A 25,518-nucleotide genomic window follows, 5' to 3' on the forward strand; every position below is an offset into this window, starting at 1 on the left:
AACGCGAGACTATGAGCCGAGATACCGTTCGACTCAGCTGGAACGAGGACGAGACCGTCGCGACGCTGGCCGTCGACCGCCCCGAGGCGCTCAACGCCCTGAACGTCGCGACCCTCGAGGGGATCGGCGACGCCGTCGCAGAGGCCGAGGACGAGGGCGCACGAGCGCTCGTGCTCACCGGTGCGGGCGACGACGCCTTCATCGCGGGCGCTGACATCGACTACATGCAGGACCTCTCGAGCCCGGAGGCCCAGGCGTGGGGCGAGCTCGGTCACTCCGTCGCCGACGCCCTCGAGACGTTCCCGGCGCCGACGATCGCGGCGATCAACGGCTACGCCTTCGGCGGGGGCTGTGAGCTGGCGCTGGCCTGCGATCTGCGGGTCGCAAGCGAGTCGACGCTGATCGGCAACACCGAAATCGACCTCGGAATCATCCCGGGCTGGGGCGGGACCCAGCGTCTGCCGCGGCTGGTCGGCGACGAGACGGCCCGGCGCCTGATCTTCCTCGGCGAGCGACTCGACGCCGAGAGCGCCGCCGAGGCCGGACTCGTCGGCGAGGTCGTTCCCGACGCGGACCTCGAGGCGACCGTCACCGAACTGGCCGACCGCCTCGCGGCGAAACCGGCAGACGCCATGCAGGCCGCCAAGCAGTCGCTCAACCAGTTCGGCGAGGGGCCCCGATCGAGCGGGCTGGCCTACGAGAAACGCGCGTTCGCCAGCCTGTTCGGTACCCCAGACCAGCGCGAGGGGATGGCGGCGTTCCTCGAGGACCGCGAGCCGGAGTTCCGGTAACGCCCACTCGAGGAACTCTATGCCACCCTCGCGGGAAGTACGGGGGGATTCGTTTCCGATCCGGACCGGTTGCAAGCACATGTCTGGGTGACGCTTACACGCGTGTCTGTTGACCCGGGAAACGGTGACCGACTCGGACGACTCTCCGCGGTCCCGCTTCCCTATTATGACAGCAGACAACTCTTCCGACGAGCGAGAACCGGAGACGACCGGCGGCGAGCGTGAGCCTCGAACCGACGGTTCGGGAACCGATCCCGGATCGACGGGGACGAGCGACGACGCCGGCGGGGAGATCGACGAGAACAGCAAACACGAGCAGCTTGAGGAGGTGCGGGAGAACTCGGACGGTGAGCACCTGACGACCGACCACGGTGTCAAGGTCAGCGATACGGACAACTCCCTGAAGGCGGGCGAGCGCGGCCCGACGATCATGGAGGACTTCCACTTCCGGGAGAAGATGACCCAGTTCGACCACGAGTCGATCCCCGAACGGGTCGTCCACGCCCGGGGCACGGGCGCCCACGGCTACTTCCAGCCCTACGAGGATCCCGATCTCGGCGAGTACGACGACATCTCCGAGCTAACGAAGGCTTCCCTCTTCCAGGATCCCGACAAGAAGACCCCCGTATTCACCCGATTCTCGACGGTCGTCGGCTCCCGGGGCTCGTCCGACACCGTCCGGGACGTTCGCGGGTTCGCGACGAAGTTCTACACCGAGGACGGCAACTGGGATCTCGTCGGGAACAACATGCCACCCTTCTTCATCCAGGACGCGATGGAGTTCCCCGATCTGGTCCACGCGATCAAACCCGAACCCGACGACGGGATTCCGCAAGCCTCGGCGGCCCACGACACGTTCTGGGACTTCGCCTCGCTGAAGCCCGAGATCACACACATGATTATGTGGGTGCTCTCGGGGCGGGCGCTGCCGCGGGCCTACCGTATGATGCAGGGCTTTGGCGTCCACACGTTCCGGCTCGTCAACGACGACGGCGAGTCGGTGTTCGTCAAGTTCCACTGGACGCCCAAGCTCGGCACCCACCAGCTCGTCTGGGACGAGACGACGAAGCTCTGGGGGAAGAGCTCGGATTTCAACCGGAAGGGGCTCTACGACGTCATCGAGGAGGGGTACGACCCCGAGTGGGAACTGGGCGTCCAGATCTTCGACGAGGAGCAGGCCGCAGAGTTCGACTTCGACGTCCTCGACCCGACGAAGATCGTCCCCGAGACCGAGGTTCCGGTCCGGCCGATCGGGAAGATGGTCCTCAACGAAACCCCCGATAACTTCTTCGCGGAGGTCGAGCAGGTCGCGTTCCACCCGGGCAACGTCGTCCCTGGAATCGACTTCTCGAACGACCCGCTCCTGCAGGGACGGCTGTTCTCCTATCAGGACACCCAGCTCAACCGCTTCGGCGGCGCCAACTGGGACGAGATCCCGATCAACCGCCCGATCGCCGAGCGACACAACAATCAGCGCGCCGGCTTCATGCGCCAGGAGATCAACGAGGGGAAAGTCTCCTACAAGCCCAACTCGATCGGCGACGACGATCCCCAGGAGGCCCCCGCCGAGGAGGGCGGCTACGAACACTACGCGGAGAAAGTCGACGGCCAGAAGATCCGTAACCGAAGCGACAGCTTCGAGAATCACTTCACGCAGGCGCGGCTGTTCTGGAACTCCATGTCCGAGCCCGAAAAACAGAACATCGTCGACGCCGCCCACTTCGAGCTCGGCAAGGTCGAGCGCGTGGAGATCCGCGAGCGGATGGTCTACGACCTCTTCAACAACGTCGACCACGAGTTCGCCAAACGCGTCGCCGAGGGGATCGGCGTCGAGCCCCCCGAGGAACCCGGCGACGAGATGCCCACCCACGACCGGGAGGATCCCTCGCTCAGCATGGAGAACCGAACGCCAGACACGATCGAGACCCGCAAGATCGCGATGCTGATCGACGACGGGTTCGACGACGAGCACGTCTCGAAACTCCGGTCGGCTCTTGAGGAGGAGGGCGCCCGGGTCAAGATCATCTCGAAAGTCCTTGGCGAGAAGTCCGGCGTCGACGGCGAGACGGTCGAACCCGACAAACACCACGTCGCGGCGGCTTCCGTCTCGTTCGACGCGGTCGTCATCCCCGGCGGCGACGAGAGCGTTGACGCCATGCGCGGGCAGGGCGATCCGAAACACTTCGTCGCCGAGGCGTTCAAACACTACAAGCCGATCGCCGCGGTCGGCGAGGGAACGGAACTGTTCGAAGCGGTCGACTTGCCCGACACCGAGATCGCCGACGAGGGCGACCTCGTATCCGACGCCGGCGTCGTCACCTGTCGGAGCGACGACCTCGAGTCGTTCGCCGAGGCGTTCGTCGACGCGATCGCCCAGCACCGCCACTGGGACCGCGATCCGGAGGAAGTCCCGGCCTGAGACGGCCGCTATCTGCCAGCTCCGGGACGCCCTGGGCGGGTTCCAGGGAAAGTCGTCGACCACCGGACTGGCGACTCGTCGCTGCGGTCGGCAAGGCGGATCGACCACGGCGTGAACGGCGCCCCGAGCCGACCACGCATGGCAACTTTCGGGAGGAGCGCCCGACCGCAATACTCCGAACCTTTCATTTTTTGCTTCCAGAATGGGGGATCTTGCGGATATTGGGCCGGTTCGGACGGATATCGCATCAACAAGTAGCTTTAATAATTGACAGAGCAATAATCGGACGTCGGCGTCGACGCCGACCGACAGCGCGCTCGGTAGCGAGTGCCGGTGGATGACTCATGCTCAACTCGCCTTCGGCGATCACCCGTGGCTGTGTGATCGCGTTGTCGTGAGCCGGACCGCGGCCTTGCCTCGATGCGGTCCGGCATCGTTCTTCGACGAACGGACCGACGATTCTCGAAAGACGCCTTACTCGGTTCGAGAGCGACGCCCCCCGTACTCCTCGAGAGAGTCACGGAGCGCCTTGTGAGCGTGAAACGCGACCGAGAAGTCCTGTGGGCTGGGGATTGCACACGCGAGCCAGCCGACCGTCGCCGCGGTGACGACGGGCGGTCCGTCGGTCGCGTACCCGGTCGCGACGAGACCGAGCGCCGGCACCGCGAGCGCCAGCGGTGCGAGCGCGGCGGCACGGAGGACCCAGGGGGAGTCACGTCCCGTCGGCCGGGGCTGGACGACCGCCCACGGGCGGCTTCGGAGCAGCCCGAGGACGCCCCGCTTGCGGTTCGGCAGGTACGAGATCGTGTAATCGACAGCGCCGAACCGGAGGACACACGCGTGGGACCACTCGTGGGCGATCAGTCCGAGCGCGAGCGCGACGACGAGGACGCTACAGGCGACGAGGAGTTCCAGGCCGACCATCGCCTACCGCCGTCCGGACGCCGGCCAAGCGTTCGGACCCCCTCTTTTTTGTAGACTGTTAATAACCGAACCCATCTCTCAACGTGCGAGTAGCAGGCTCGCCAAACGTTAAGTGTTTTGGGGTGGTGTACGATAACATGGTTCACCGTGACCCCCTCGAGTTCGGCCACGACGACCGCAAACGGATCTACGAACACGTCGAGCGCCACGGGGCCGTCGACCCCGAGGAGGCGCGGACGGAGCTTGGCATCGAGCCCGGCGGGTTTCGCCACCACGTGGCGATCCTGAAGCGGGACGGACGCCTCGAGGAGAAAGACGGCACCCTCCGGGTGACGATCGACGCCGGCGCCGAGGAGGAGTACCGCTCCGACGACCTCGAGTTCCACATCCGACCCGCCAGACAGGAGGACCTCGCCGGGATCGTCGGCGCGATCCGGCAGGTCGCCGAAGAACGGACCTACATCGAGGCCGAGAGCGTCGCCGACGAGATCGACCACCAGGAGGCGCTGCTCAGACACAACGAACTGGAGGCCCGGATGTTCTTCGTCGCGACCGTCGACAGCGACGTCGTCGGCTGGGTCCACCTCCACGCCCCGGAGCTCGAGAAACTCTCTCACACCGCCGAGCTGACCGTCGGCGTCCTCGACGGCTACCAGGGCCACGGCATCGGCTCACATCTGCTCGCCCGCGGGCTCGAGTGGGCAGCAACGAACGGCTACGAGAAAGTCTACCAGAGCGTCCCCTCGAGCAACGAGGACGCCATCGCGTTCCTCGAGGGCCACGACTGGGAGACCGAGGCGATCCGGGAGGACCACTACAAGCTCAACGGCGACTACGTCGACGAAGTGATGATGGCCGTCGAACTCTGAGACCGACGTTCGAGCCGATCAGGCCGGGCTGCCGTCGCTTTCCGCGACCTCGAAGAGGTCCTCGTACCCCTTGTCGGTCGGGAGCTGGGTCTTGACGTCCTCGAGTGCGTCTCCGGTTACCGCCTCTTCGAGAACGTCGACGACGACCCGTGCGTGGAAGGCGGCGTCGGCGGCGTCCGCGCCGTCGATCTCCTCGCGGTCGCCGACGCGGTCGACGAACTCCCCGTGGCCGAACCGTTCGGCGTCGTCGACGTCCTCGAGGAACCGGGCGAGCTCGTCGGGAAGCTGTGCAGCCAGGTTCTCAGCCTGCCCGGGATCGATCCGCTCGGACAGTGTGGTCAGCGTCGCCCGGGAGACGCTGAGCGCGGCCTCTCGGGAGTCGAGCTGTGCTCGCTGTTGGACTTCGCCGATGAAGTCGTCGTACTGCATATCCGCGGGTTGACTGGCCGTCGTCATCAGCCTGGAGCCTTCAGCTGAAGGTGTCTCGCTCGTCGGGTGCGTCGGTGCCGAGAGCCGCCGAAGAGCCGGAATCGAAAGACAGTTTGAACGGACGGTGCTACGGGGAGGCATGCTCTCGATCGCGCTTGCCGGAAAGCCAAACGCCGGCAAGTCCACGTTCTACACCGCGGCGACGATGGCGGAGGTCGACGTCGCCAACTACCCGTTCACGACGATCGACGCCAACCGGGGGGTGAGCTACGCTCGAACGGAGTGTCCCTGCCTCGAGCGCGAGCAGCGTTGCAACGCCGACAACTGCGAGGACGGCAAGCGCTACGTCCCGGTCGAGCTGATCGACGTGGCGGGGCTCGTTCCCGGCGCCCACGAGGGGAAGGGCCTCGGGAACCAGTTCCTCGACGAGCTCACGAACGCCGACGTGATCGTCAACGTGATCGACGCCTCCGGCGGCACGAACGAGAAGGGCGAACCCGTCGACATCGGCGAGCACGATCCCCTCGAGGACATCGACTTCGTCGAGGAGGAGATGGACCTCTGGCTGGCCGACATCGTCGATCGCAACTGGGAGTCGATCGAGCGCAAGTCCCGATCGCCCGACTTCGACGTCGACGAGGCGCTCTCGGAGATGCTCACTGGCTTCGGTGCCTCGCCGACCGAGGTCGCCCGCACCCTGCGGGAGATCGACTACCCCGAGGACCCCCGCGAGTGGACCGACGACCACCGCGAGGCGCTGGCCCGCGAGCTCCGCGGACGGACCAAGCCGATCGTCGTCGCGGCGAACAAGATCGACGTCGCTCCCGAGGAGAACGTCGAGAAGCTCCTCGAGCTCGACAAGCCCGTGATCCCGACGACGGCAGAGGGCGAACTCGCCTTGCGCCGGGCCGCGGATAACGGCCTCGTCGACTACGACCCCGGTGACGAGACCGTCGAGATCGGCGCCGAGGTCAGCGACGCCCAGCGCGAGGCACTGGCCGAACTCGCCGGGACGATGGACGAGTACGGCGGGACCGGCGTCCAGCACGCGCTCGATTATGCGGTGTACGACCTGCTCGAGCACCTCACGGCTTACCCCGTCGAGGACGCCGCGAAGTGGTCCGACGGCAGCGGGAACGTCCTCCCCGACGCCCACCTGCTCCCCCAGGGGTCGACCCCGGTCGATCTGGCCTACGCCGTCCACTCCGATATCGGCGACGGCTACCTCCACGCCGTCGACGCCAAGTCGAACCGCGAGATCGGCGAGGAGTACGAGCTCGAGGAGGGTGACGTGATCAAGATCGTGAGTACGAATTGATAACGCAGAAGTCGTAGCGTGTTACTCGTTTTTGAGCGCGTCGTAGATGTCTCGATTTGCGTCCCGGTCAGCTGCTGCTACCCGCCGGACGAGTTCACCTCGGATATCCTCCATCACCTCATCGAGTGGAGTATCGGACTCTGAACCTTCCTCGGTCGCCATAGTTGTTGTATCGTCCCGACTGCGGTTACTCGTTCGGGTTCGACGAATCACCGGTCAGTTCGTCCAGCCCGTATTCGTAGTTCCGGGACAGGTGATGGCCGTCGCGGATCGTGACGAAGCCGATTCGCTCGCCGTCGTGAACGACGAGACAGTTCGTGACGTTCTCGCTCTTGAGCTGGCCACGGTAGCCATCCTCGATGGTTTCGTCGGTTGCGTCACGCCGAGGTCTTCAGATCGGCGCACTCCTCGGCTCCCTTCGCGAGGACGTCCCACCGTCGGCGAGCACTTCGAGGTCGTCCGCGCTGGCTTGGACGAGCACCATACGGAACCTCCACAACGCTGTGGATGGGTGCGTTCAGCACGTGCTGGCGGCGGTGTGCAGGAGGGAATATCAAAATCACGAAAATAATATCTGGGAGCAGTCTCTCGTCGAGAGACGAGAGATGCCCTCCAGTTCGAGCGACACCGACGTTCCGACGGCGATATCCGCGCTCGCCCGACGGTACCGACGGTTCGATCGGCTACTCAGTATCGCGCTTGCGGGAGTCGTCGTACTCGCTAGCATCGTCGTCGTCGCTGCTCTGTCGCTGCTTCCGTCAGTTCTCGTCCTCGTGGTCCTGCTCTCGCTTCTCGGCGTTCCCGTCTTCAGCGTGAGTGGGACGATCACGCTCGTGACCGACGAGGACGCGGACGCAGTTCGTCGTGACTTCGAGAGCACGACTCCGCCCGTCCTCGCGTTCCAGTGGGCGAGCGCAGACGAGATTCGTACGACACCGAACGGGACGGAGTACGACTTCTCGTCCCTGTTCGGCCTCCGGTCGATCACGATGGTGACCGAAGCCGACTCCGACGCCGATCGTAACGTGATCGAACTAGCCAGTCAGTCGGGCGGCCGAGAGTGGGGGACGTACACCGTCTCGATCGCTGATGACGGTGAATCGACGAGAGTCGACATCGAGCTAGAATCGGATCGACGGTTCGAACTGGCGCGACTCACGCAGCTGGTTGCCGCCTCGCGCTACCAGGACGAAATCTTGGCGGAGCAGGGATACACCGTGCGAGACCGGGACCGATCCGTATCGATCTCCGTGAACCGAGGGTAGTCGAGGACGAAGCAGGGACGTTCGATCCTCGACTATCGGTCCCCGCCACAGCGGGCGGTGTCCTCGCAGCTCGAGCCGAGTCTCCCGTAGTGCCCGTACTGACTGACCGTTCAGGTTATACCGCTCGGGGCCGTACCGCCGGGTGACAATGGAAGGGGCCAATCCGGATCTGATGGAGGACATCGACCACGCTCGCACGGACATCCCCACGCATCTGTGGGGGGCGATCATCTCGGCTATCGTCTCGCTGCTGATCCCGATCGTCGGCGTCGTCGCGGTCTACAGCGGGTACAGAGTGTCAGAAGTGATGTCACGGCGCTGGTTCGGGCTGCTCTTCGCCGCCGTCGGCGGCGCGATGGCCGCGTTCTGGCTGCTCGGACTCGTTCTCTGGCAGCTGGGCTATCTCGGCGTCTGAGCTGTCGCATCGATCGCTCGAACGACTGCCTCTCGGATGCCCGTGTCTCGGGTTCGCGATCCGACGTCCTCGTCAGCCGACGCTCCCGACGAACAGCCGCACCCCGAGCCCGATCAGTACGAGCCCGGAGAGCCACCGAACGCCGCTCGCGATCCGCGGCCGGGTGAGCAACAGGCGACGCACGCCACTCGAAGCGACCGCGACCGTCCCCAGATACCCCATCGTGAGCGCGGCGTAGATCGCTCCGAGCGCCGAGAGCTGGACGGGGACGTGGGCGCTGCCGTCGACGAACTGCGGGAGGAAGGCCAGGAAAAACAGCGCGACCTGGGGATTTGCGACGTTGACGATCACGGCTTCCCGGAACGGACTGCCGTCGCCCGCGGGGCCGTCGTCGTCCGCGAACAGTTCGGTCTCGCGGATCGTGCGGACGCCCAGGTAGAGCAGATAGGCCGCACCGACGTAGGTAACGGCGGCGAACGCGAGCTCGGAGGCCCGGAAGATCGCTGCGAGTCCCACGGCCGCAGCGAGGGTGTGGACGAGGACGCCGACGCTGATCCCCGCCGCCGAGGCCAGCCCGCTCTCGCGGCCGTCGCCGACGCTGCGGGTCAGCACGTAGACGGTGTCGGGGCCGGGCGAGAGGATCATCGCACCCGCTGCCAGGAGGTAGACGGCGAGCAGCGTCGGATCGAGCAGGACGGTACGAAGCGCCTCGAGCATTGGGTTTCAGCCGAGTCGGGCCAGCGGTTCGAACCAGACGGCCGCGACCAGGACAGCCAGAAAGACGTACGACCCCCGGATAAGTAGCATGGTCGCGAGTTTCGGGGGCGCCCGCCGGGCGACGGCAGCGACGACGGCAAAGGCGAGCGCGGCCACCACCGCCCCGGGCGGGAAGACTCCAACGGCGGCGAGGACGACGACAACGAGCAGGGCGGCGACCATGAGCCCGTAGGCCACGGCATCGGCACGCTCCGGGCCGACGGCGACGGCGACGGTGCGCTTGCGTATCGACCGGTCGTAGTCGTAGTCCGTGGCGTCGTCGATCACCTTGATCCCCGAGAGCAACGCGAGAAAGACGACCGCGAAGCCGACGGGAACGGCCGCGAACGCCTCCGCCTGGACGTAGAACCCCCCGAGGACCGAGAGCGCGATCCCCAGCGGGTAGCCCGTCGTCGCCGTCACCGGGTTCATGTCGAGCTGGGGGGCGTGGTAGTAGGCGATCAGCCACGTCGGGAGGGTAAGCGCGGCGGCGACCCAGTCGACCAGGACGAACAGCGCGAGCGAACAGGCGACGAACGCCGTCGTCGAGGCCACCAGCCCGAGCCGACAGCCCTGCTCGGTCAGCGGGTGGTCGTCGTCCTCGCCGCGCAGGTAGAAGTCGACGTAGCCGTCCTTGACGTGGGCCGTGTACACCGCGGCGAACATCGCGAGGACGTGCAGCGTCGCGACTCCCGGTTCGAACGTTCCGGCGAGCACCGCGCCGAACAGCGAGGCGGCGAGTGGCGGGAGCATGAACACGGGATGGACCTGTGACCCGAAGGCGCGAGCCGTCGCCCCGACGCCGGACCCGTGTCTCGCGAGGGACATGGTTCGGGTGACGACGGACCGACGTAAAATACCGCGGGTAGCGGGGAGTTTGGATGGCTCTCGCCGGCGACGAACGACCGCGCCTCACTCGCCGAGAAGCGACGCCCCCAACGCGGGCGGCGCTGCCGGGGGCACCTTCATGATCGATCACGTTCCAGGGAGGAGTATGAGCGACGAGTACACCGGCGCCGATCTCTTCGTCGACGCCCTCGAATCCTACGGGGTCGATTACGTCTTCGGCAACCCCGGGACGACGGAGCTGCCGATCGTCGACGCGATCGGAGCGAGCGGGCTGGAGTACGTCCTCGGGCTCCACGAGGACGTCGCGGTCGGGATGGCCTCGGGGTACGCCCAGACCCGACGCTACCACGCCCACCACGACGAGTCGATCACCCCAGTCGGGGTGGCGAACCTCCACATCGCGCCCGGACTCGCACACGGGTTGGGCAACCTCTACGCCGCCACAATCGCCGGCGCACCGGTGGTCGTCACGGCGGGCAACCACAGCACCGACTTCCGCCACGAGGAGCCGATCCTGTCGGGCGATCTGGTGGAGATGGCCACGGAGTTCTGCAAGTGGTCCGACGAGGTAAGAGACGTCGCGGCGCTGCCGACGATGCTGCGACGAGCGTTCCGGGTCGCGCTGACGCCGCCGACCGGACCCGTCTTCCTCGCCTTGCCCCTCGACGTCGCGCTCGCGGAGACCGACGGCGAGCCCGAGCGGCTCGGGTCGATCCCCAACGCTGGAAGCGGTGATCCGGGCCAGCTCGAGCGCGCGGCCGACCTGCTCGCCGAGGCCGACGAGCCCGTGTTAGTCGTCGGCGACGGAATTGCTCGCTCTGGCGCCGACGCCGTCGCGGCCGCGGTCGAGCTCGCCGAGGCGACGGGGGCCCGGGTTCACGGCGAGATCCTCTCGGCCGAGGTCGACTTCCCGACCGACCACGAGCAGTGGGTCTCCTCCATCCCGCCCGACGAGGACCTCGCGGCGACCGCGATGGACACCGACACGCTGGCGTTCGTCGGCTGTTCGACGAACACCACCCTGACCCGCCACGAGGACGCGCTGGTCGACCCCGAGACGACCTGCATCCACGTCGGCGACGACCCCTGGCAGCTGGGCAAGAACCAGCCCGCAGACGCCGCCGTCGTCGGCGACCCGGGGCTGGCGATGGAGGGGATCACCGAACGCGTGCGAAAACGGATCTCCGAGGACGTCCTCGAGGAACGGCTCGAGCGAGTGCGGACGGTCACGGAGGCGGTCCAGGCTCGAACGGCCGAGATCGGCGAGGGGAAGGCGACCGACGATCCGCGCGCCTCGAAGGCCCGACTGGTCGAGGCGATGCACGACGTCGCGGGCGACGCCTACGTCGTCGACGAGGGGATCACGGCGAAGTACGCGATGCTCGAGCGCTGGGATCTCGCACCGGAGCAGTACATCTCGAACAAGGGCGGCGGACTCGGCTACGGGCTCCCCGCCTCCGTGGGTGCGGCGCTGGCCGAGAGCCAGCGCGCCGAGCCCCGCGACGTGATCGGCTTTATCGGCGACGGCTCCTACCTCTACTACCCTAACGCCGTCTACAGCGCGGCCCGGTACGACCTCGATCTCACCGTCGTCGTTCCCGACAACCGCAACTACCGGATCCTGAAGGACAACACGCTCAAAATTATGGGCGGCGAGGAAGCGGACTACGACTTTACCGGGATGGAGTTCGATCCCCCGGTCGACATCCCCAAAAACGCCGAGAGCCACGGCGCCCGCGGCCACCTCGTCGAGACGCCCGACGAGATCGAGGACGTCCTCGCGGACGCGCTCGATCGCGAGGGGCCCGACGTGATCGACGTGCTGGTCCACGACTGACGGGTGACCGATCGCTCGTCGTCCTCGAAGGTGGAGCTGTCTCGGTTCGGGACAACGATGACGGTGTTCGGGCCCGTCCGGTCGCCCGTGACCGACGTGTCTGACGATCGCTCCGACGGGTCGTTCGAGGAGCGCCTCGAGGCGCTTCGTGACCATCTCGAGGCGACCGCGGAGCTGCCGATCGATCCGCGGACGAACCGCTGGCTCGGCGAGGCCGAGGCCGTCGCCCGGGACGCGACCGCGGACGATATCGATCCGGAGACGGCCCGAAAACGCGTGCGACAGGTCCAGCGGCTGCTGTCCGAGGCCGACGACCCCGACCACGAGGACGCGGTCGCCCACCTCGAGGCGGCCCGCGAGCTGTGTGCGGACGTGCTGTCGTCGTGACCGACGCGAGCGGTGACGCTCCCGGCCGTGCACCGGCACCGCCGCTCACGACGGCTCGTGGGGCCAGGAGTGGATCTCGTCGTCGTCGCCGGGACGGACGGGGCCGTCGAGCAGCGGATCGTCGGTGGCGTCCATCCACTCGTACAGTTGCCGGGACAGATCGGCGCGGGCCTCCCGGTAGCGCGGCTCGAGGGCCACGTTCTCGTCCTCCTGGGGCGCGTTGCGGAGGTCGTACAGCTCCTCGTACGGGCGGTACGGGACGGCGTAGGTTTCGCGGACCTCGCGGCCGGCCTCGCTGGCGAAGATGTCCTTCGTGAGATACGCTTTCGGCAGGTGCCAGAAGTTTCGGACGTACTTGTACCGATCCGTACGGATCGCCCGAACTGGGTTGTACGTGTCGTGCCAGGTCATCTCGGCGAACACCCGTTCGCGGGGCTCGTACTCGTCGTCGGTCAACAGCGGGAGGAAGCTCCGGCCGTCGAGACGGTCCGGCACGTCGACGTCGAGGTACTCGAGCAGCGTCGGGAGGACGTCGACGTTGCTGACGAGCTCCTCGGAGCGCCGCCCCTCCGGAACGCCGGGACCGCGAAGCGCCAGCACCGCCTCGATCCCGGGGTCGTAACAGCTCCCCTTCGCGAGGGGAAAGGCGATCCCGTGTTCGGTCGTGAAGATCACGAGCGTCTCGTCGGCGAGGTCCGCGTCCTCGAGCGCCGAGAGGACCGTTTCGACGCCGTCGTCGATCGCCCGAACCATGCCGCGCATCTCCGCCAGATCCCGCCTGATCCCCCGTCGGTCGGGGAGGTAGGTCAGCGGCCGCACCTCGTCGGGGTCGTCCGTCTCGTAGTGGTCGGCGTCGAAGCCGAACCGTCCGGTCTCCTCCTCGACCCGGTGGCACTCGAAGAAGCCGATCGAGGCGAAAAACGGCTCCTCGAACGCCTCCCGCTCGAAAAACGAGGCGACGACCGAGGAGACGGTTCGCGCCCGGTTCGCCTGGTGAACCGCCGGAGAGACGCCCGGGTACAGATTGCCTTCCGAGTGGATGTGGTCGTACCGGAGCTTGTCCGTGTCCTGTGTGATGTGTTGCAGGCCGAACAGGTGGGTCTCGTAGCCGACGTCGCTGAGGTAGTGCGGGAGGATCCGTTCGTCGTCGCCGAGCTCCCAGTTCGCGTGTGCCAGCCCCATGAGCCCGTTGACGTGTGGGTACCGGCCCGTCATGAGACTGCCCCGGCTCGGCGTGCACTGGGGCGCCGTCACGAAGTGGTTCTCGAACAGCGTGCCCTCGGCTGCGAGCCGGTCGATCGCCGGCGTCTCGACGTCGACCCCGTAACAGCCGAGGTATCGGCCGAGGTCGTGACAGTGAATCAGGAGCACGTTCGGTCGGGTCCCGCTCATGAGGACGACGGTACCACGACCCGCAGGATAAGTATGCGATGGCTACGGCCCCGGAGATCGAACCGACCGACCGGACCGTTAAGCCAATAGGTAACGCGGTCGGTGGTGACAGGTATGCAACGAGGACGACCGCGGAGGCGAGCGACGTGAACGCACAGCTGGATCTGCTCGTTCGGCTCGGCGACTACGATCGGCCACAGGACGTCGCCGACCGCGCCGTCAGGGCCGAGGAGCTCGGGTTCGACCGGATCACGACGGGCGAGACGACGGGCTGGAACATCGTCCCGGCGCTGACGCTGATCGCCGACCGAACCGACGAGCTCGGGATCTCGAACGACGTCGTCTCCCCGTTCGGGCGATCGCCGGCGCTGCTGGCCCAGACCGCGCTGGCGCTGCACGACGCCTCCGGGGGGCGATACCGGCTCGGTCTCGGTCCGAGCTCGCCCGCGATCACCGAACGCTGGCACGGCGAGTCGTTCGACCGTCCGCTGCGGCGTACTCGGGAGGCCATCGAGATTGTCAGGGCAATCTACGAGGACGGCACCCCCGCCTACGAGGGCGATATCTTCGAGATCGCCGGGCTCAACTACGAGCGCGAACTCCCCGAGCGTCCGCCCCCGATCGACGTCGCCACCCTGGGACCGACGGCCACCGAGATGGCGGGGCGGTTCGGCGACGGCTGGGCACCCCAGCTGTTCACGGCGTCGGGCCTGGCGGATCGACTCGAGGACCTCCACCGCGGTGCCGAGCTGGCCGACAGGGATCCCGACGAGCTGCGCGTGAGCCCGATCGTCCGCGGAATCGCCTCCGAAGACCGCGAGCAGGCCCGCGAGCGCGCCCGCAAGACCGTCGCCTTCATGCTCGGCGCCTACGGCCCCTACTACGGCGACTCCGTGGCCGAGCAGGGCTACCCCGATGTCGTCGCCGACGTTCGCGACGCCTGGGCGGATCGGGACACGGACGCGATGGCCGCACGGCTTCCCGACGACGTCCTCGACGAGCTGGCGCCCGCGGGAACGCCCGACGAGGTTCGCGAGTGGGTCCGGGAGTACGCCGCGATCGACGGCGTCGACGCCGTCCGGTTCGGGTTCGTCGACGGGATGGACGATGCCGAAAAGGAGACGACGATGGCAGCGCTCGCCGAGCTACGCTAGTTCGGCCCGCAGCGAGACGCTCCCGACGCCGTACTGCTGACAGACGCTGCGTGCCCGGGTCGAGACGAACTCGTACCAGGGGTTCTCCCTGATCCGGACGTTCCGAAAGCCCGCCGACGCGAGGACGTCGGGGACGGTAGCGAGCTCCATCGCACCCCCGATCCCGATCGCGCGCAGCTCCGGGTCTCGCCGGAGCTGGGCCGGCAGGCGACGCTCACAGACCAGCTCGGAGATCGCCAGGCGCCCACCGGACGCCAGGACGCGACTCGCCTCCGCGAGGACGCGCTCGGGGTGAGCAGCGAGGACGAGCGTCCCGTTCGAGAGGACGACGTCGACCGCGCCGTCGGCAAGCGGGAGCGCCTCGATCGTCCCCCGCTGGAACGTGGCGTTCGTCACGCCCGCGTCCTCGCGGAGCCGTCGGGCTCGAGTCAGCTGCGCTTCGACGCGTTCGACGCCGAGCGCGCGTCCGCGGTCGCCGACCCTGAGCGCGGCGACGAACGCGTCCGTTCCGGAGCCGCTACCGAGATCGAGAACGGCGTCCCCGGCACCGAGTCCGGCCAGATCGTGGTGGTAGCCGACGCCGGTAAACGAGCGGAGGACGGTCTCCGGAACCCGTTCGAGGTCGGCGGGCGGGTAGCCGAGCCGCGAGGCCAGCTCGCGGCCCGTCTCGAAGTGGGTCACCTCCGTCGGCGTCGCCGCGACCGTCCGGTAGACGCCGTCGACTGCACGCTGCAACTCCCGTCCGTCGAGCGCGGTCGCCGTCGGTACGGGGCTCGCTCCGCGGTGATCGGTCAGTCCGCGGGCGAGCCGTCGGTCGCGATCGGCGGTGTTCGTGAGACGTTCGTGGTCACGCATCCCGGTCGACGTACGCTCGATCGGCGTATGTACGTACCCGGTGCGTGTCGGGCGTCCGACGACGACCGTGCAGCCGGTGATTCCGTGTGCAGTTCGCGGGTCCGGATCGCTCGCTGCCCGCGGATCGACCACCGCACGTCCGAGTCGGGACACGCCTGCCGCTCCCGCCCCGGTCGGCGAGGCGCTCGCCTACTCGAGCGGGGTCTCGGCCTGGAAGGGACGGGCCTCTCGGCGGTAGGCGGCGTAGGTCGACTCCGCCCACTCGCGGACCGTCCGATCGTCGGTGTCGATCAGGATCCGAACGGTCCCGCTGTCGGTGTGGTAGCCACAGATCGCGATCCGATCGTCGAAGAGGCTGAGCCCGTACTCCGGCAGCCCGTCGTGGACGAGGACGGTGAGGTTTCCGCTCGCGAACATACGCTCGGACCGTTCGGGGTAGGTCCGTCGGATGTAGCGCGCGACCGACGGGGGGTCGACGACCTCGGTCGTCATCCCGCCGGCGACCTGATCGGTGAGTTCGTCCCGGCAGAGTTCGAACAGGGCCAGCTCGAAACCGACGAACCGGAACCGGTCGGTCTCCCGGAGCAGCGATCGGAACCGATTCACCGGGCGGTACGGATCGTCGACGGCGGCGACGGTGACGACCGCCCTCGAGAGCGACTCGAGGGGAAGCTCCCGGGTCTCGGCCGGAAACCACCGCCAGACGTCCCGCAGCTTCAGTTCGGTCTCGACGCGCTCGAGCAGCTCCCGCATCCCCGTCGCGACGAACCCGCCGAGCCGGGTCGTCTCGTACCCCTCGTCGGTCGGTTCGATCCAGCCCCGCTCCTCGAACGCACGCAGCGTGCGACCGACCGTCGACCGCGAGACGTCGGTCAGATCGCGGAGTTCGGCCCGGGTTCGGGGCCCGTCCGCAAGTGCAGCGAGCGCGACCGTTCGGTGGGGCGATCGCACGAGATACGCCACGTCGTCGATCGCTTCCGTACTGCTCACCCCCGTTTTCCGTTCGCGGTCGCCGCTCTCGCTCGAGTGTGGGTCCATGCCAATCGTACGCACGCAGCGGTAATAGTAGTGGGGTCGGTGCGTCGATTCCGACCGAGCTACGGCTCGATGACGAGCTTGCCGAACACGCTCTCGTTCATCACGTCCCGTTGGGCCTGCGCGGCGTCGGCGAGGTCGTAGCTGCGATCGATCTCGATCGTGAGCCGGTCGGTCTCCATGAGGTGGGCGACCCCCCGCAGCGGCACGCGCAGGTCGGGCGTGTTGAACATGCTCATGAACTGGTAGCTGACGTCCTTCGAGCGGGCCGCGCCGTCGTTCGTGAACGCGGGATCGGGGCTGTTCTCGCCGATCCCGACGACCCGTCCGCCCTGGGCCGCGACGTCGGCGTCGAACTGGAGGTAGTCGTCTAGCCGATGATCGAGGATCGCGTCGACGCCCCCGTCGCTTGCCTCGCGGACGGCGTCGGCGAGGTCCTCGCGGCCGTAGTCGAGCACGACGTCGGCGCCCAGCTCCGCGAGCGCGTCGTGGTACTGCTCGGAGGCGGTCGTCAGAACCCGGGCGCTGACGGCGTCAGCGACCTGGACGGCCGCGTGACCGACGCCGCCGGAGCCGCCGTGGACGAGACACGCCTCGGCCGGCTCGAGGTCGGCGTGGTCGATCAGCGCACGCCAGGCGGTGACGCCGACGACGCCGGCAGCCCCGGCCTCGCTGGCGTCGACGCTGTCGGGGAGGGCGACGACCCGGTCCGTCGGAACCGTCGCGTACTCGGCGTAAGAGCCCTGGTACGCTCCGTTCCCGATCCCCGTCCCGTAGACGCGGTCGCCTTCCGTGAACGTCTCGACGTCCTCGCCCGTCGCGGCGACGGTGCCCGCGACGTCGACCCCCGGCGTGAACGGCGGGCCGACGGATTCGTAAGAGCCATCGCGGAAGTAGGTGTCGACGGGGTTGACGCCCGCCGCCTCGACCTCGACGAGCAGCTCCCCGGTTTCTGGTTCGGGTCGGTCGACCTCTTCGACCTGCAGTACGTCCGGACCGCCGTACTCCGAGAGTCGTACAGCGCGCATGACGTACGGGGACACGAAGCGTACCGCCATAAACGTGGAGATCGACCGCGGCGGTTGCCGGTGGAAAATCATCATTTTGAAACCGTCGAACCCCTTGTCGGCACTCGGTTCCGGCGAATCCGATCGGTCGTCGACCGCCGAGGACGGCCCGCGTCGGCAGCGACCTGCCCGCGAGTGACGCCCCGATGATCGAACTCCAGTGGCTCGTCGGCGCCGTGATCGTCGTTCCGCTGGGAGCCGCGGTGCTCTCGGTGCTGGCCGACGCCCGGCTCGAGGACGTCGGCTGGCCGATCGCCGCGGCGTCGCTGTCGGTGACGTTCGTCCTCGCGGTCGCGCTGGTGGTGGCGCTGACGCTGTGAGTCAGCGCACGGCCCGCGTCGCGTCGCCGATGATCTCGAGGGCCTCCTTCAGCTCCTCCGTACTCGTCGCGTAGGAAAGGCGGGCGTACCCCTCACCGTTCGCGCCGAAGGCGTCGCCGGGGACGACGACCACGTCGCGGTCCAGCACCTCCTCACACCAGCCCTCGGGGACCTTCGGCATGACGTAGAACGCTCCGGACGGCGTGGGAACCTCGAGACCCGCGTCCTCGAGGCCGTCGACGACCAGATCACGGCGCTCTTCGAAGGCCGAGACCATCTCCTCGACGGGCTCCTGGGGACCCGTCAGCGCGGCCTCGGCGGCGTACTGGGCAGGCGCGGAGGCGCAGGCCTGGGCGTACTGGTGGACCCGCAGCATCCGTTCGATCCGACGATTGGAGCCCAGGACCCAGCCAAGCCGCCAGCCCGTCATCGAGTACGTCTTCGAGCAGGCGCTGACGACGACGACGTTGTCGGTCTCGGCGAACTTCAGCGGCGAGTGGTGCTCGCCCTCGAAGACGATCCGTTCGTAGACCTCGTCGGAGAGACAGAGGACGTCGTGCTCGTCGGCGATACGGGCGAACTCGCGCATATCGGCCTCGCTCTGGACCGCGCCCGTCGGGTTCGCGGGGCTGTTGACGACGAACGCCGCGGTCTCGTCGGTGATCGCGTCCTCGACGGTCGCGGGGTCGAGCGTCAGGTCGTCCCGAAGCCCGACGGGTTTCGGCGTCCCGCCCGCGATGTTCGTCAGCGCGTCGTAGGAGACGAATCCGGGATCGGGGAAGATCACTTCCTCGCCGGGGTCGACGTGGGCCTCGAGGGCGAGGTGCAGGGCCTCGCTCCCCCCCGACGTGGCGATGATATCGGCGGGGTCGACGCCGATCCCGTAGTCCCGGTCGTACTTCGCCGCAATCGCCTCGCGGAGCGACTGCGTTCCCTTGTTCGAGGTGTAGGCGTCCGTCCGCCCGGCCTCGATCGCCTCCATCGCCCCGCGGCGGGCGTGGGCCGGCGTCGGGAAATCCGGCTGGCCGATGCCGAGGTTGATCGCGTCCTCGCCGGCGGCCTCGAACACTTCGCGGATACCGCTGATCGACACCTGCTCGACCCGGGCTGCAAACTCGGTCATAGCTACACCGGTGTTGGCGATCCCGATAACTCTTGATGTGTTACCGCCTCGCTCCCCCTCGGACGAGCGTCGATGGCGCGTCGACCACGAGGTGACGACGCCCGCGATCGACGGCGTCGACCAGGGCAAACCGTTAGGTCCGCGAGCGTAGTAGCGGCCGTAACGGATGTCCCCGTCCGACGACTCCCCCGCGCCGATCCGCTCGATCCTCGCGCCGACCGACGGGAGCGACGCCGCCACGGCCGCCCTCGAGCGCGCGCTGGAGCTCGCCGCGTCGCTCGAGGCGACCGTTCACGTGCTCTCGGTCGTCGACACGACGTCGAACCCCATGCAGTTCGGCGTCTCGGAGGTTGCCGACCTCGACCGGACAGCAACGGAACTCGTCGAGGACGTCGCCGACGCCTGCGACGACGGGCCGATTCCTGCGATCGAGGGTGCGGTCCGCCGAGGTCGTCCGGCGCCGACGATCCTCGACTACGCCGCGGAGAACGGGATCGACCTGCTCGTCGTCGGACGGACGGGACGGGGCGTCGTCGCGAAGACGCTGCTCGGCAGCACTGCCGACCGACTGGTCCGACAGGCACCGATTCCGGTCGTCGTCGTTCCCGACGGCGGGGCCGAGTAGTTTTATCCCGCTTCGCGGTGTACTGTCGGCGGATCGACACCTCGGGCGTTCAGCTCGAGGAACCGTCGTCAGCCCGTCAGAGTATGAACTACAAGGAATTCATCGGACAGGTCCAGCACAGACTCGAGTACGCACAGTTCGGCCAGGCCGTCCGGGCGACGCGGGCGGTGTTGACGACGCTCGGCGAGCGGCTCCCGGAAGGGGAGGCGACCGATCTCGCCAGCCCGCTGCCGATGGAGATCGACCGCTACCTGTCGGCGGCCCAGCACGGCCAGCGGTTCGACTACCAGGAGTTTCTCGATCGGGTCGCCGAACGCGAGGGCGTCGATCGTGCCGACGCCAACTACCACGCCCAGCAGCTGATGGTCGTCGTCGCCGAGGACGTCCCCCCAGGTAACATCGAGAAGGTCCGCAACAACTTGCCCGAGGAGTTCGACCCGCTGTTCGAACTGGTCGATGCCGCCGAGGAGTGACCGAGACGCCGCTGGAGGCCGGCTTCCGCGTCTGCGAGCGCCGTGACTGGACCGTCGGAGGGCTGCCCGTCGAGATCGTTCTGTGTCGGCCGCAGGGACGGGAGGAAGCGGACGTCAGGCGGGTGCCCCCCTGACCAGCGTAACCGTCACCGGCGAGCGGCGGGCGACCCGCTCGGCGACCGACCCCGTGAACAGCCGCGCCGCGAGCGAGCGCCCGTGGCTGCCCATGACGAGCTGGTCGTATTCGTCGGCCCGATCGACGATCTCAGTCGCCGGCGAACCGGGGGCGGTTTCGGTCTCGATCGTCGCGTCGCGCCCGCCGGCAAGCGCTGTCGCCGACTCGAGGATCTCCTCGGCGCGGCGCTGGCGGTCCTCGAGGATCGGCTCGAGGTAGGTTCCGTGAACCTCCGCTCGGGGCCGATCGAACGGCAGGTCGAGCGCGTAGACGGCGGTGTAGTCGGCGTCGGGAAACGTCTCGAGGGCGTACGCGAGCGCCGCCTCGGCCTGCTCGGAGCCGTCGAGGGGAACCAGGATCTCGCCGGGAAGGTCGCGCTCGGCGAGCGCCGCCGTCGGCTCGGGAACGACCGTCGTCGAGACCGGCGCCCGGCGGATGACCGCCTCGCTCACGCGGCCGAGAAACGGGCGCGTGATGGGCGATTCGCCGTGGCTCCCGAGGACGACGTGGTCGACGTCCTCCTCGTCGGCGACCGCAAGGATCTCGGTGTGGGGCGTCCCCGTTCGGAGGACGGTCCGCAGCTCGCGGCCACGGTCGTCGGCGCGCTCGGTTGCGCGTTCGAGAGTCCGCTCGCCGCGCTCGGTCGCCCGTTCGAGGGGTGATTCGGCCGATCCGACGGTCGCGGCGTGATCGTGGCTGGGGTCGGCGACGAACAGGGCGATCGGCACAGCGTCGGGAAACGACGCGAAGCAGTACTCGAGGCCGGCGAATCCCCGGTCCGATCCGTCGACGGGGACGAGAACAGTTGTTGGCATACGATGTGGAAAGCGAGCGTCGCCCGCTCGGGTCGGCGTCCCACGCCGACGATCATAAAACGATCCGGGTGTGTCATCGGCGCGGCGATCCGACGGGCTCGAGGTCGAACCGAACCCGTCGCCGTTCGAGACGGTCGATCTGCGCCGAGGACGGACGGACGGACCGATCCCCCGCCGTCCGTTCGCGTGAGCGACAACGGCGGAACTATGTGGATCCGGACCCGTGTCCGGGTATGGAGCTCGGGCTCACCGTCGGTGACTCACTCGAGCGTGCCGAGCGAACGATCGAGGGGTTCGACCTGATCGAGCTGTCGATCGGCGAGGGAGCGGATCCGAACGAGTTCGACGTCGACCGCCTCGAGCGAGTCCTCGACGAGGCGGACGCCGATCTCTGCGTGCACCTTCCGTTCAAGCAGGTCGTCGTGACCCCGGTCGAAGGGATCAACGACGCGATCCTCGAGTATCAGCGGGAGCTGCTCGAGTGGGCGGGGTCCGTCGGCGCCCGAAAGGCGGTGCTCCACGGAACGGCGCGAAACCCCCACGACACCGACCTCCGACCCGTGTTCGCCGACCAGCTAGCGGCGATCGCCGACGCCGGAGCCGACGCGGGCGTCGAACTCGTCGTCGAGAACGTCGGTCACCAGAAGCGCGGCCTGCCGCTGTCGGTGCTTGGCGACCTGGCCCGGGAGACCGAAACGTCGGTCTGTTTCGACGTCGGTCACGCCTACATGGAGGACGGTGACGACGGCGTCGAGCGCTTCCTCTCGGGGTACGGCGACCTCGTCAGCCACCTCCACGTCCACGACGCCCGGAGCCGCGGCGACACCCACCTGCCGCTTGGGGCCGGCGAGATCGACTACGGGATCGTCGCCGACCGCCTCGAGGAGTTCGACGGCACCGTCGCGATCGAGGTCTTTACCGACGATACCGCCCTGCTGTCCGACACCGCAGAACGGACTCGCAGCTGGCTCGCGGACGGCTGAGCCGAGACTCGCCGGAAACTCGAACGATAGTTTGAACAGTTCAAGGAGCGAACAGTCGCGACGATGACCGCCCGAAGCGACTCGAGCGCCCTCCTCTTGCTCGCCGGAAGCCTGCTCGCGGTCGCGCTCGTTTACGGCGTGTTGGTACCGAGCGACGTCCTCGGCGGCGACGGCTCGCAGGCGGTGCTGTACGTCGTCGTCGGCTGGGTGCCGTTCACGCTCGTCTTCTACGCGCTGGGACGCGGGTTCTCCTCACCTGAGGCGCTGCCGAGCATGCGCAGCGCCGACGCCGGGCTCGCGCTCGTACTCGTCTTGCTCCTGCTCAGCCTCGGCCTCGAGGCCTGGGGGATCTCCCCCGAACAGCTGCCGGAGGCGTACGTCCTGCAGGCGATCGGGATCTTCGTCGGCCTCGCGCTGTTCGGCTGGGGGATCGGCCGTCGCTCGCGGGCGATCGGTCAGCGGGCCGACTCCTGATCCTCGCCGACGACGAGGACGTCGACGTCGCCCTCTCTGATGACGCCGTCGGTGACGCTGCCCAGCATCATCCGGCTGACCCCGCCCCGTCCCCGGGTTCCCATGACGACGGCGTCCGCGTCGACCTCGTCGACGCAGGTCAGCAGCTCCCGGACCGGGACGCCCTCGCGGATTTCGGCGTCGACGGTGAGACCGCGCTCGCGGGCCCGTTCGGCGATCTGTGCGACGAACTCCTCGGCCCGCTCGGCGAACGCCCCGGCGGCGCTGGCGTCGTCACCGGGGAGCCGAACGGAACCCAGCGGTCCCTGCTCGACGACACAGACGACGTGGACTGCGGCGTCGGTTGTCTCCGCGAGGTCGAACGCCCGCTCGGCGGCGTCCTCGGCGTACTCGCTGCCGTCAGTGGGGACCAGAATCCGATCGTACATGCCCGTCCGTTCTCCCGCGGGGTGGATAAGTCCGGGTGGCGTCGGCGAGCACCGAGAACCGCGAGCGAGCCGTCGACCCGGGACTCACCGCCGCGCCCGAACGTACTGGACGGTCGCGACGACCGCGGCGAGCAACGACGGGAGCTCGTAGGGCTGGGTGTGCAGCGTCAACACTGCTGTCGCGACGAACAGCGCGCCCGCGAGGACGGCGTACCCGACCGCGGGATCGCTCCCGCTGGGTGGATCGACGGGGTCGGTCCTGACGACGAGTTCGCCCCGCTCGAGCTGTCCGAAGACGGAATCGAACCGGGCCGGTGCCCGTGCGAGGACGGGCGCCGACTCCCGCAGGTCGGTTCGGGTCTCTGCGAGCAGCGCCTCGAGTTCGCTCTCGATGAACCCGTGGTCGACGAGAAACGACCGCGTCGCCCCGAGAAAGTCGAACTCGGGGTCGAGGCTCCGACAGACCCCCTCGCCGACGGTGCCGGCTCTGACGAGCAACATCACGTTCGGCGGAATCCGAAACGGAAAGTCCTGCAGCATCGACAGCAGTTCGGTGATGATCGCCCGCCAGGTGATCTCCGAGCGGCCCTCGAGATTCTCGATCACCAGCTCGAGGACGCGACGAACGGCGGTGCGGTCGACGGTCGGCTCGAGCACCTCGAGCGCGATGAGCGTGTTCAACAGGCCGTCGACGTCCCGGCGGACGAGCGTGCGATACAGGTTCGTGATGTCCTCTTGCTCCTGGGACGTGAGCCGCTGGCTCATCCCGTAGTCGTAGATGACGAGCCGCCCGCCGTCGGTCACCGCGAGGTTCCCCGGGTGTGGATCGGCGTGGAACACGCCGTCGACCAGCCCCATCTTCAGGTAGGTCCGGGCGATCAGGGTGGCCATCTCGGTCCGCCCGACGCCGACCGCCTCGAGGGCGTCCTCGTCGGTGATCTTCCGTCCCTCGACGTACTCCATGGCGATCACGCGGTCGGAGCAGAGCTCCGCGTGGGGTTCGGGGATGACGACCCGATCGTCGTCGGCGAAGTTGTCGCCGATCTCGGCCATGATCGCTGCCTCGCGCTCGAAGTCCAGCTCCTCGAGGATGATCTCCTCGAAGTCGTCGGCGACGTTCTCCAGCGAGTAGCGCTGGCGCTCGTCGGCGAACGTCGCGATCAGCGGGACGATCCCCCTGATGACCCGCAGGTCGCGCTCGATCATCGAGACCAGCCCCGGACGACGGACCTTCAGCGCGATCCGCTCGCCCTCGTACTCGGCGGTGTAGACGAACGCGAGCGAGCCGCCCGCGACGGGCTCGGCCGTTTCGAGGTCGAGCACCTCGCCGAGTTCGTCCTCGAGGACGGCCTCGGGATCGCCGCCGACGTCCTCGGGGACCTCGTTTTGCAGGGTCGCGAACGCCTCGACGTACGTCGGGGGGACGACGTCCGGGCGCGTCGACAGCACCTGGCCGACCTTGATGAACGCGGGGCCGAGATCGAGCATCGTCTCGGTGAGCCGCTCGGCCCGCTCGCGGTGGGTCGCCGTCGACACCCGACGGGGCGGGCCAAAGAGGAGGAACCGCCGTCGATCCCGGAGCAGGGCGATCGCGACGGGGAGAAATCGGAGCAGGACCTGTATGTACCGCAGATAGTAGCCGTAGCCGGTCATCGCTCGAGCGCGCCGTCGACGATCGTCTCGCTGTCCATAGCTGGACTTGGAAGCCCGACTACAAATACATCAGTGATCTGGCAGCCGAACCGATCGTCCGCGAGCCGTTCGGTGGTCCCGTTTTCCCAGCACCCTGGAAATCGGCCCCGGTAATATGGCGATCGACCTCGTTCCGGGAGATATGTACGATCGACTACTGCTGCCGACCGACATGAGCGCGGGAATCGACAACGCGATCGATCACGCGATCGACGCGGCCCAGCGGTACGACGCCGAACTCCACGTCCTGTACGTCGTCGACGCCGACGCCTACAGCTCCTACCCCGGCGACGAGTACGTCCACGAGTTCGAGGGTCTCGAGAGCGCTCTCGAACAGGCGGGTCGGGACGCAGTTGAAGAGATCGCCGACGAAGCCGACGGAGCCGGCGTGGAGACGACCGAGGTAATCCGCCACGGCGTTCCCCACGAGGAGATCCTCAAGTACGGCGACGAGGCCGACATCGGACTCACGGTGGTCGGCTCGAAGAACCGCTCGGGCGAGTACCGACGGCTGCTGGGAAGCGTCGCAGAGCGGGTCGTGAACATGTCCGAGCGCCCGGTGACGGTCGTCAAGTCCCCGGTCGACGAGTAGCGAGGAGCGACCGTATCAGTAGAGAGTAGTACACTTCCTTCATTCATATTTTATCG

The 25,518-nt window shown here is 67.9% G+C and carries 29 protein-coding genes; 16 read left to right on the top strand and 13 right to left on the bottom strand.

Annotated elements, in window-relative coordinates; genetic code table 11:
- Positions 1 to 11: 11 nt before the first annotated feature.
- Together NATOC_RS17400 and NATOC_RS17405 are read left to right on the top strand one after the other, a co-directional pair.
- Complete coding sequence (locus NATOC_RS17400; protein ID WP_015322791.1) at positions 12 to 791, top strand: enoyl-CoA hydratase/isomerase family protein; 780 nt, start codon at positions 12 to 14, stop codon at positions 789 to 791.
- 166 nt (positions 792 to 957) lie between these two features.
- On the top strand, positions 958 to 3,210 hold the full coding sequence (locus NATOC_RS17405; protein ID WP_015322792.1) for a catalase: 2,253 nt from the start codon (positions 958 to 960) through the stop codon (positions 3,208 to 3,210).
- Between the two features lie 474 nt (positions 3,211 to 3,684).
- Here the strand turns inward: NATOC_RS17405 and NATOC_RS17410 are convergent, their stop codons facing one another.
- On the bottom strand, positions 3,685 to 4,134 hold the full coding sequence (locus NATOC_RS17410) for a hypothetical protein (RefSeq protein ID WP_015322793.1): 450 nt from the start codon (positions 4,132 to 4,134) through the stop codon (positions 3,685 to 3,687).
- 137 nt (positions 4,135 to 4,271) lie between these two features.
- On the opposite strand from NATOC_RS17410, the gene NATOC_RS17415 reads away from it, so the two are divergent.
- Positions 4,272 to 5,003 carry a GNAT family N-acetyltransferase gene (locus NATOC_RS17415; protein ID WP_015322794.1) on the top strand — a complete coding sequence of 244 codons (732 nt, stop codon included), beginning with the start codon at positions 4,272 to 4,274 and terminating at the stop codon, positions 5,001 to 5,003.
- Between the two features lie 18 nt (positions 5,004 to 5,021).
- Here NATOC_RS17415 and NATOC_RS17420 read toward each other — a convergent pair whose 3' ends face one another.
- Complete coding sequence (locus NATOC_RS17420; protein ID WP_015322795.1) at positions 5,022 to 5,432, bottom strand: DUF2267 domain-containing protein; 411 nt, start codon at positions 5,430 to 5,432, stop codon at positions 5,022 to 5,024.
- 139 nt (positions 5,433 to 5,571) lie between these two features.
- Here NATOC_RS17420 and NATOC_RS17425 point away from each other — a divergent pair, with 139 nt between their 5' ends.
- Positions 5,572 to 6,750: a redox-regulated ATPase YchF gene (locus NATOC_RS17425; protein ID WP_015322796.1), complete on the top strand. Its 1,179-nt coding sequence runs from the start codon at positions 5,572 to 5,574 to the stop codon at positions 6,748 to 6,750.
- 21 nt (positions 6,751 to 6,771) lie between these two features.
- Here the strand turns inward: NATOC_RS17425 and NATOC_RS22500 are convergent, their stop codons facing one another.
- Complete coding sequence (locus NATOC_RS22500) at positions 6,772 to 6,912, bottom strand: hypothetical protein (RefSeq protein ID WP_015322797.1); 141 nt, start codon at positions 6,910 to 6,912, stop codon at positions 6,772 to 6,774.
- Positions 6,913 to 7,355: 443 nt separating this feature from the next.
- Here NATOC_RS22500 and NATOC_RS17430 point away from each other — a divergent pair, with 443 nt between their 5' ends.
- Together NATOC_RS17430 and NATOC_RS17435 are read left to right on the top strand one after the other, a co-directional pair.
- Entirely contained in the window at positions 7,356 to 8,015 is a 660-nt protein-coding gene (locus NATOC_RS17430; protein ID WP_015322798.1) for a hypothetical protein, read from the top strand.
- 148 nt (positions 8,016 to 8,163) lie between these two features.
- The gene (locus tag NATOC_RS17435; RefSeq protein WP_015322799.1) at positions 8,164 to 8,430 is read left to right on the top strand and encodes a hypothetical protein; all 267 of its coding nucleotides are present in this window, start codon (positions 8,164 to 8,166) and stop codon (positions 8,428 to 8,430) included.
- Between the two features lie 72 nt (positions 8,431 to 8,502).
- Here the strand turns inward: NATOC_RS17435 and NATOC_RS17440 are convergent, their stop codons facing one another.
- Entirely contained in the window at positions 8,503 to 9,147 is a 645-nt protein-coding gene (locus NATOC_RS17440; RefSeq protein WP_015322800.1) for a LysE family translocator, read from the bottom strand.
- A 6-nt stretch (positions 9,148 to 9,153) separates the two neighbouring features.
- Positions 9,154 to 10,014 (bottom strand): UbiA family prenyltransferase, encoded by an 861-nt coding sequence (locus tag NATOC_RS17445; protein WP_015322801.1) that lies wholly within the window; start codon positions 10,012 to 10,014, stop codon positions 9,154 to 9,156.
- A gap of 166 nt (positions 10,015 to 10,180) precedes the next feature.
- Here NATOC_RS17445 and NATOC_RS17450 point away from each other — a divergent pair, with 166 nt between their 5' ends.
- Together NATOC_RS17450 and NATOC_RS17455 are read left to right on the top strand one after the other, a co-directional pair.
- A complete protein-coding gene (locus NATOC_RS17450) occupies positions 10,181 to 11,872 on the top strand; it encodes a thiamine pyrophosphate-binding protein (protein WP_015322802.1) in 1,692 nt (563 codons plus the stop codon).
- 57 nt (positions 11,873 to 11,929) lie between these two features.
- Positions 11,930 to 12,259: a hypothetical protein gene (locus NATOC_RS17455; RefSeq protein WP_015322803.1), complete on the top strand. Its 330-nt coding sequence runs from the start codon at positions 11,930 to 11,932 to the stop codon at positions 12,257 to 12,259.
- Between the two features lie 45 nt (positions 12,260 to 12,304).
- On the opposite strand, the gene NATOC_RS17460 is transcribed toward NATOC_RS17455, so the two are convergent.
- Positions 12,305 to 13,651 carry a sulfatase family protein gene (locus tag NATOC_RS17460; protein WP_015322804.1) on the bottom strand — a complete coding sequence of 449 codons (1,347 nt, stop codon included), beginning with the start codon at positions 13,649 to 13,651 and terminating at the stop codon, positions 12,305 to 12,307.
- A gap of 146 nt (positions 13,652 to 13,797) precedes the next feature.
- Between NATOC_RS17460 and NATOC_RS17465 the strand changes: the two genes are divergently transcribed.
- A complete protein-coding gene (locus NATOC_RS17465) occupies positions 13,798 to 14,805 on the top strand; it encodes a TIGR04024 family LLM class F420-dependent oxidoreductase (protein WP_049888963.1) in 1,008 nt (335 codons plus the stop codon).
- Here the strand turns inward: NATOC_RS17465 and NATOC_RS17470 are convergent.
- From NATOC_RS17470 to NATOC_RS17480, 3 genes are all read right to left on the bottom strand, one after another.
- Complete coding sequence (locus NATOC_RS17470; protein ID WP_015322806.1) at positions 14,797 to 15,660, bottom strand: methyltransferase domain-containing protein; 864 nt, start codon at positions 15,658 to 15,660, stop codon at positions 14,797 to 14,799. The two genes, NATOC_RS17465 and NATOC_RS17470, sit on opposite strands and share 9 nt — an antisense overlap.
- A gap of 189 nt (positions 15,661 to 15,849) precedes the next feature.
- Positions 15,850 to 16,698 (bottom strand): helix-turn-helix transcriptional regulator, encoded by an 849-nt coding sequence (locus tag NATOC_RS17475; RefSeq protein WP_015322807.1) that lies wholly within the window; start codon positions 16,696 to 16,698, stop codon positions 15,850 to 15,852.
- A 59-nt stretch (positions 16,699 to 16,757) separates the two neighbouring features.
- Positions 16,758 to 17,723, bottom strand: a complete 966-nt coding sequence (locus tag NATOC_RS17480; protein WP_049888965.1) for an NADPH:quinone reductase — start codon at positions 17,721 to 17,723, stop codon at positions 16,758 to 16,760.
- A gap of 185 nt (positions 17,724 to 17,908) precedes the next feature.
- Here NATOC_RS17480 and NATOC_RS22025 point away from each other — a divergent pair, with 185 nt between their 5' ends.
- Positions 17,909 to 18,082: a hypothetical protein gene (locus NATOC_RS22025; protein WP_015322809.1), complete on the top strand. Its 174-nt coding sequence runs from the start codon at positions 17,909 to 17,911 to the stop codon at positions 18,080 to 18,082.
- A gap of 1 nt (position 18,083) precedes the next feature.
- Here the strand turns inward: NATOC_RS22025 and NATOC_RS17485 are convergent, their stop codons facing one another.
- Positions 18,084 to 19,205: a pyridoxal phosphate-dependent aminotransferase gene (locus tag NATOC_RS17485; protein WP_015322810.1), complete on the bottom strand. Its 1,122-nt coding sequence runs from the start codon at positions 19,203 to 19,205 to the stop codon at positions 18,084 to 18,086.
- A 166-nt stretch (positions 19,206 to 19,371) separates the two neighbouring features.
- On the opposite strand from NATOC_RS17485, the gene NATOC_RS17490 reads away from it, so the two are divergent.
- From NATOC_RS17490 to NATOC_RS22030, 3 genes are all read left to right on the top strand, one after another.
- Entirely contained in the window at positions 19,372 to 19,830 is a 459-nt protein-coding gene (locus tag NATOC_RS17490; protein WP_015322811.1) for a universal stress protein, read from the top strand.
- 83 nt (positions 19,831 to 19,913) lie between these two features.
- Positions 19,914 to 20,303 carry a DUF2267 domain-containing protein gene (locus NATOC_RS17495; RefSeq protein WP_015322812.1) on the top strand — a complete coding sequence of 130 codons (390 nt, stop codon included), beginning with the start codon at positions 19,914 to 19,916 and terminating at the stop codon, positions 20,301 to 20,303.
- Complete coding sequence (locus NATOC_RS22030; protein ID WP_157224652.1) at positions 20,300 to 20,437, top strand: hypothetical protein; 138 nt, start codon at positions 20,300 to 20,302, stop codon at positions 20,435 to 20,437. The genes NATOC_RS17495 and NATOC_RS22030 overlap by 4 nt, the downstream gene beginning before the upstream one ends.
- Here the strand turns inward: NATOC_RS22030 and NATOC_RS17500 are convergent.
- A complete protein-coding gene (locus tag NATOC_RS17500; protein WP_015322813.1) occupies positions 20,418 to 21,293 on the bottom strand; it encodes a universal stress protein in 876 nt (291 codons plus the stop codon). The two genes, NATOC_RS22030 and NATOC_RS17500, sit on opposite strands and share 20 nt — an antisense overlap.
- Positions 21,294 to 21,526: 233 nt before the next feature.
- On the opposite strand from NATOC_RS17500, the gene NATOC_RS17505 reads away from it, so the two are divergent.
- Together NATOC_RS17505 and NATOC_RS17510 are read left to right on the top strand one after the other, a co-directional pair.
- Positions 21,527 to 22,276: a sugar phosphate isomerase/epimerase family protein gene (locus tag NATOC_RS17505; protein ID WP_015322814.1), complete on the top strand. Its 750-nt coding sequence runs from the start codon at positions 21,527 to 21,529 to the stop codon at positions 22,274 to 22,276.
- 63 nt (positions 22,277 to 22,339) lie between these two features.
- A complete protein-coding gene (locus NATOC_RS17510) occupies positions 22,340 to 22,750 on the top strand; it encodes a hypothetical protein (protein ID WP_015322815.1) in 411 nt (136 codons plus the stop codon).
- Here NATOC_RS17510 and NATOC_RS17515 read toward each other — a convergent pair.
- Both NATOC_RS17515 and NATOC_RS17520 read right to left on the bottom strand, forming a co-directional pair.
- The gene (locus tag NATOC_RS17515) at positions 22,732 to 23,178 is read right to left on the bottom strand and encodes a universal stress protein (RefSeq protein WP_015322816.1); all 447 of its coding nucleotides are present in this window, start codon (positions 23,176 to 23,178) and stop codon (positions 22,732 to 22,734) included. The two genes, NATOC_RS17510 and NATOC_RS17515, sit on opposite strands and share 19 nt — an antisense overlap.
- Before the next feature lie 84 nt (positions 23,179 to 23,262).
- A complete protein-coding gene (locus tag NATOC_RS17520; protein ID WP_015322817.1) occupies positions 23,263 to 24,831 on the bottom strand; it encodes an ABC1 kinase family protein in 1,569 nt (522 codons plus the stop codon).
- A 181-nt stretch (positions 24,832 to 25,012) separates the two neighbouring features.
- On the opposite strand from NATOC_RS17520, the gene NATOC_RS17525 reads away from it, so the two are divergent.
- Positions 25,013 to 25,462 carry a universal stress protein gene (locus NATOC_RS17525; protein WP_049888966.1) on the top strand — a complete coding sequence of 150 codons (450 nt, stop codon included), beginning with the start codon at positions 25,013 to 25,015 and terminating at the stop codon, positions 25,460 to 25,462.
- Positions 25,463 to 25,518: the final 56 nt, after the last annotated feature.

Origin of the sequence: Natronococcus occultus SP4 (genome assembly GCF_000328685.1) — an archaeon.
GTDB classification, from domain to species: domain Archaea; phylum Halobacteriota; class Halobacteria; order Halobacteriales; family Natrialbaceae; genus Natronococcus; species Natronococcus occultus.

Bases quoted from the DNA above. Each gene is read 5' to 3' on its own strand.
- NATOC_RS17400 (WP_015322791.1), top strand. From the start codon at position 12: ATGAGCCGAGATACCGTTCGACTCAGCTGGAACGAGGACGAGACCGTC.
- NATOC_RS17405 (WP_015322792.1), top strand. From the start codon at position 958: ATGACAGCAGACAACTCTTCCGACGAGCGAGAACCGGAGACGACCGGC.
- NATOC_RS17410 (WP_015322793.1), bottom strand. From the start codon at position 4,134: ATGGTCGGCCTGGAACTCCTCGTCGCCTGTAGCGTCCTCGTCGTCGCG.
- NATOC_RS17415 (WP_015322794.1), top strand. From the start codon at position 4,272: ATGGTTCACCGTGACCCCCTCGAGTTCGGCCACGACGACCGCAAACGG.
- NATOC_RS17420 (WP_015322795.1), bottom strand. From the start codon at position 5,432: ATGCAGTACGACGACTTCATCGGCGAAGTCCAACAGCGAGCACAGCTC.
- NATOC_RS17425 (WP_015322796.1), top strand. From the start codon at position 5,572: ATGCTCTCGATCGCGCTTGCCGGAAAGCCAAACGCCGGCAAGTCCACG.
- NATOC_RS22500 (WP_015322797.1), bottom strand. From the start codon at position 6,912: ATGGCGACCGAGGAAGGTTCAGAGTCCGATACTCCACTCGATGAGGTG.
- NATOC_RS17430 (WP_015322798.1), top strand. From the start codon at position 7,356: ATGCCCTCCAGTTCGAGCGACACCGACGTTCCGACGGCGATATCCGCG.
- NATOC_RS17435 (WP_015322799.1), top strand. From the start codon at position 8,164: ATGGAAGGGGCCAATCCGGATCTGATGGAGGACATCGACCACGCTCGC.
- NATOC_RS17440 (WP_015322800.1), bottom strand. From the start codon at position 9,147: ATGCTCGAGGCGCTTCGTACCGTCCTGCTCGATCCGACGCTGCTCGCC.
- NATOC_RS17445 (WP_015322801.1), bottom strand. From the start codon at position 10,014: ATGTCCCTCGCGAGACACGGGTCCGGCGTCGGGGCGACGGCTCGCGCC.
- NATOC_RS17450 (WP_015322802.1), top strand. From the start codon at position 10,181: ATGAGCGACGAGTACACCGGCGCCGATCTCTTCGTCGACGCCCTCGAA.
- NATOC_RS17455 (WP_015322803.1), top strand. From the start codon at position 11,930: ATGACGGTGTTCGGGCCCGTCCGGTCGCCCGTGACCGACGTGTCTGAC.
- NATOC_RS17460 (WP_015322804.1), bottom strand. From the start codon at position 13,651: ATGAGCGGGACCCGACCGAACGTGCTCCTGATTCACTGTCACGACCTC.
- NATOC_RS17470 (WP_015322806.1), bottom strand. From the start codon at position 15,660: ATGCGTGACCACGAACGTCTCACGAACACCGCCGATCGCGACCGACGG.
- NATOC_RS17475 (WP_015322807.1), bottom strand. From the start codon at position 16,698: ATGGACCCACACTCGAGCGAGAGCGGCGACCGCGAACGGAAAACGGGG.
- NATOC_RS17480 (WP_049888965.1), bottom strand. From the start codon at position 17,723: ATGCGCGCTGTACGACTCTCGGAGTACGGCGGTCCGGACGTACTGCAG.
- NATOC_RS22025 (WP_015322809.1), top strand. From the start codon at position 17,909: ATGATCGAACTCCAGTGGCTCGTCGGCGCCGTGATCGTCGTTCCGCTG.
- NATOC_RS17485 (WP_015322810.1), bottom strand. From the start codon at position 19,205: ATGACCGAGTTTGCAGCCCGGGTCGAGCAGGTGTCGATCAGCGGTATC.
- NATOC_RS17490 (WP_015322811.1), top strand. From the start codon at position 19,372: ATGTCCCCGTCCGACGACTCCCCCGCGCCGATCCGCTCGATCCTCGCG.
- NATOC_RS17495 (WP_015322812.1), top strand. From the start codon at position 19,914: ATGAACTACAAGGAATTCATCGGACAGGTCCAGCACAGACTCGAGTAC.
- NATOC_RS17500 (WP_015322813.1), bottom strand. From the start codon at position 21,293: ATGCCAACAACTGTTCTCGTCCCCGTCGACGGATCGGACCGGGGATTC.
- NATOC_RS17505 (WP_015322814.1), top strand. From the start codon at position 21,527: ATGGAGCTCGGGCTCACCGTCGGTGACTCACTCGAGCGTGCCGAGCGA.
- NATOC_RS17510 (WP_015322815.1), top strand. From the start codon at position 22,340: ATGACCGCCCGAAGCGACTCGAGCGCCCTCCTCTTGCTCGCCGGAAGC.
- NATOC_RS17515 (WP_015322816.1), bottom strand. From the start codon at position 23,178: ATGTACGATCGGATTCTGGTCCCCACTGACGGCAGCGAGTACGCCGAG.
- NATOC_RS17520 (WP_015322817.1), bottom strand. From the start codon at position 24,831: ATGACCGGCTACGGCTACTATCTGCGGTACATACAGGTCCTGCTCCGA.
- NATOC_RS17525 (WP_049888966.1), top strand. From the start codon at position 25,013: ATGTACGATCGACTACTGCTGCCGACCGACATGAGCGCGGGAATCGAC.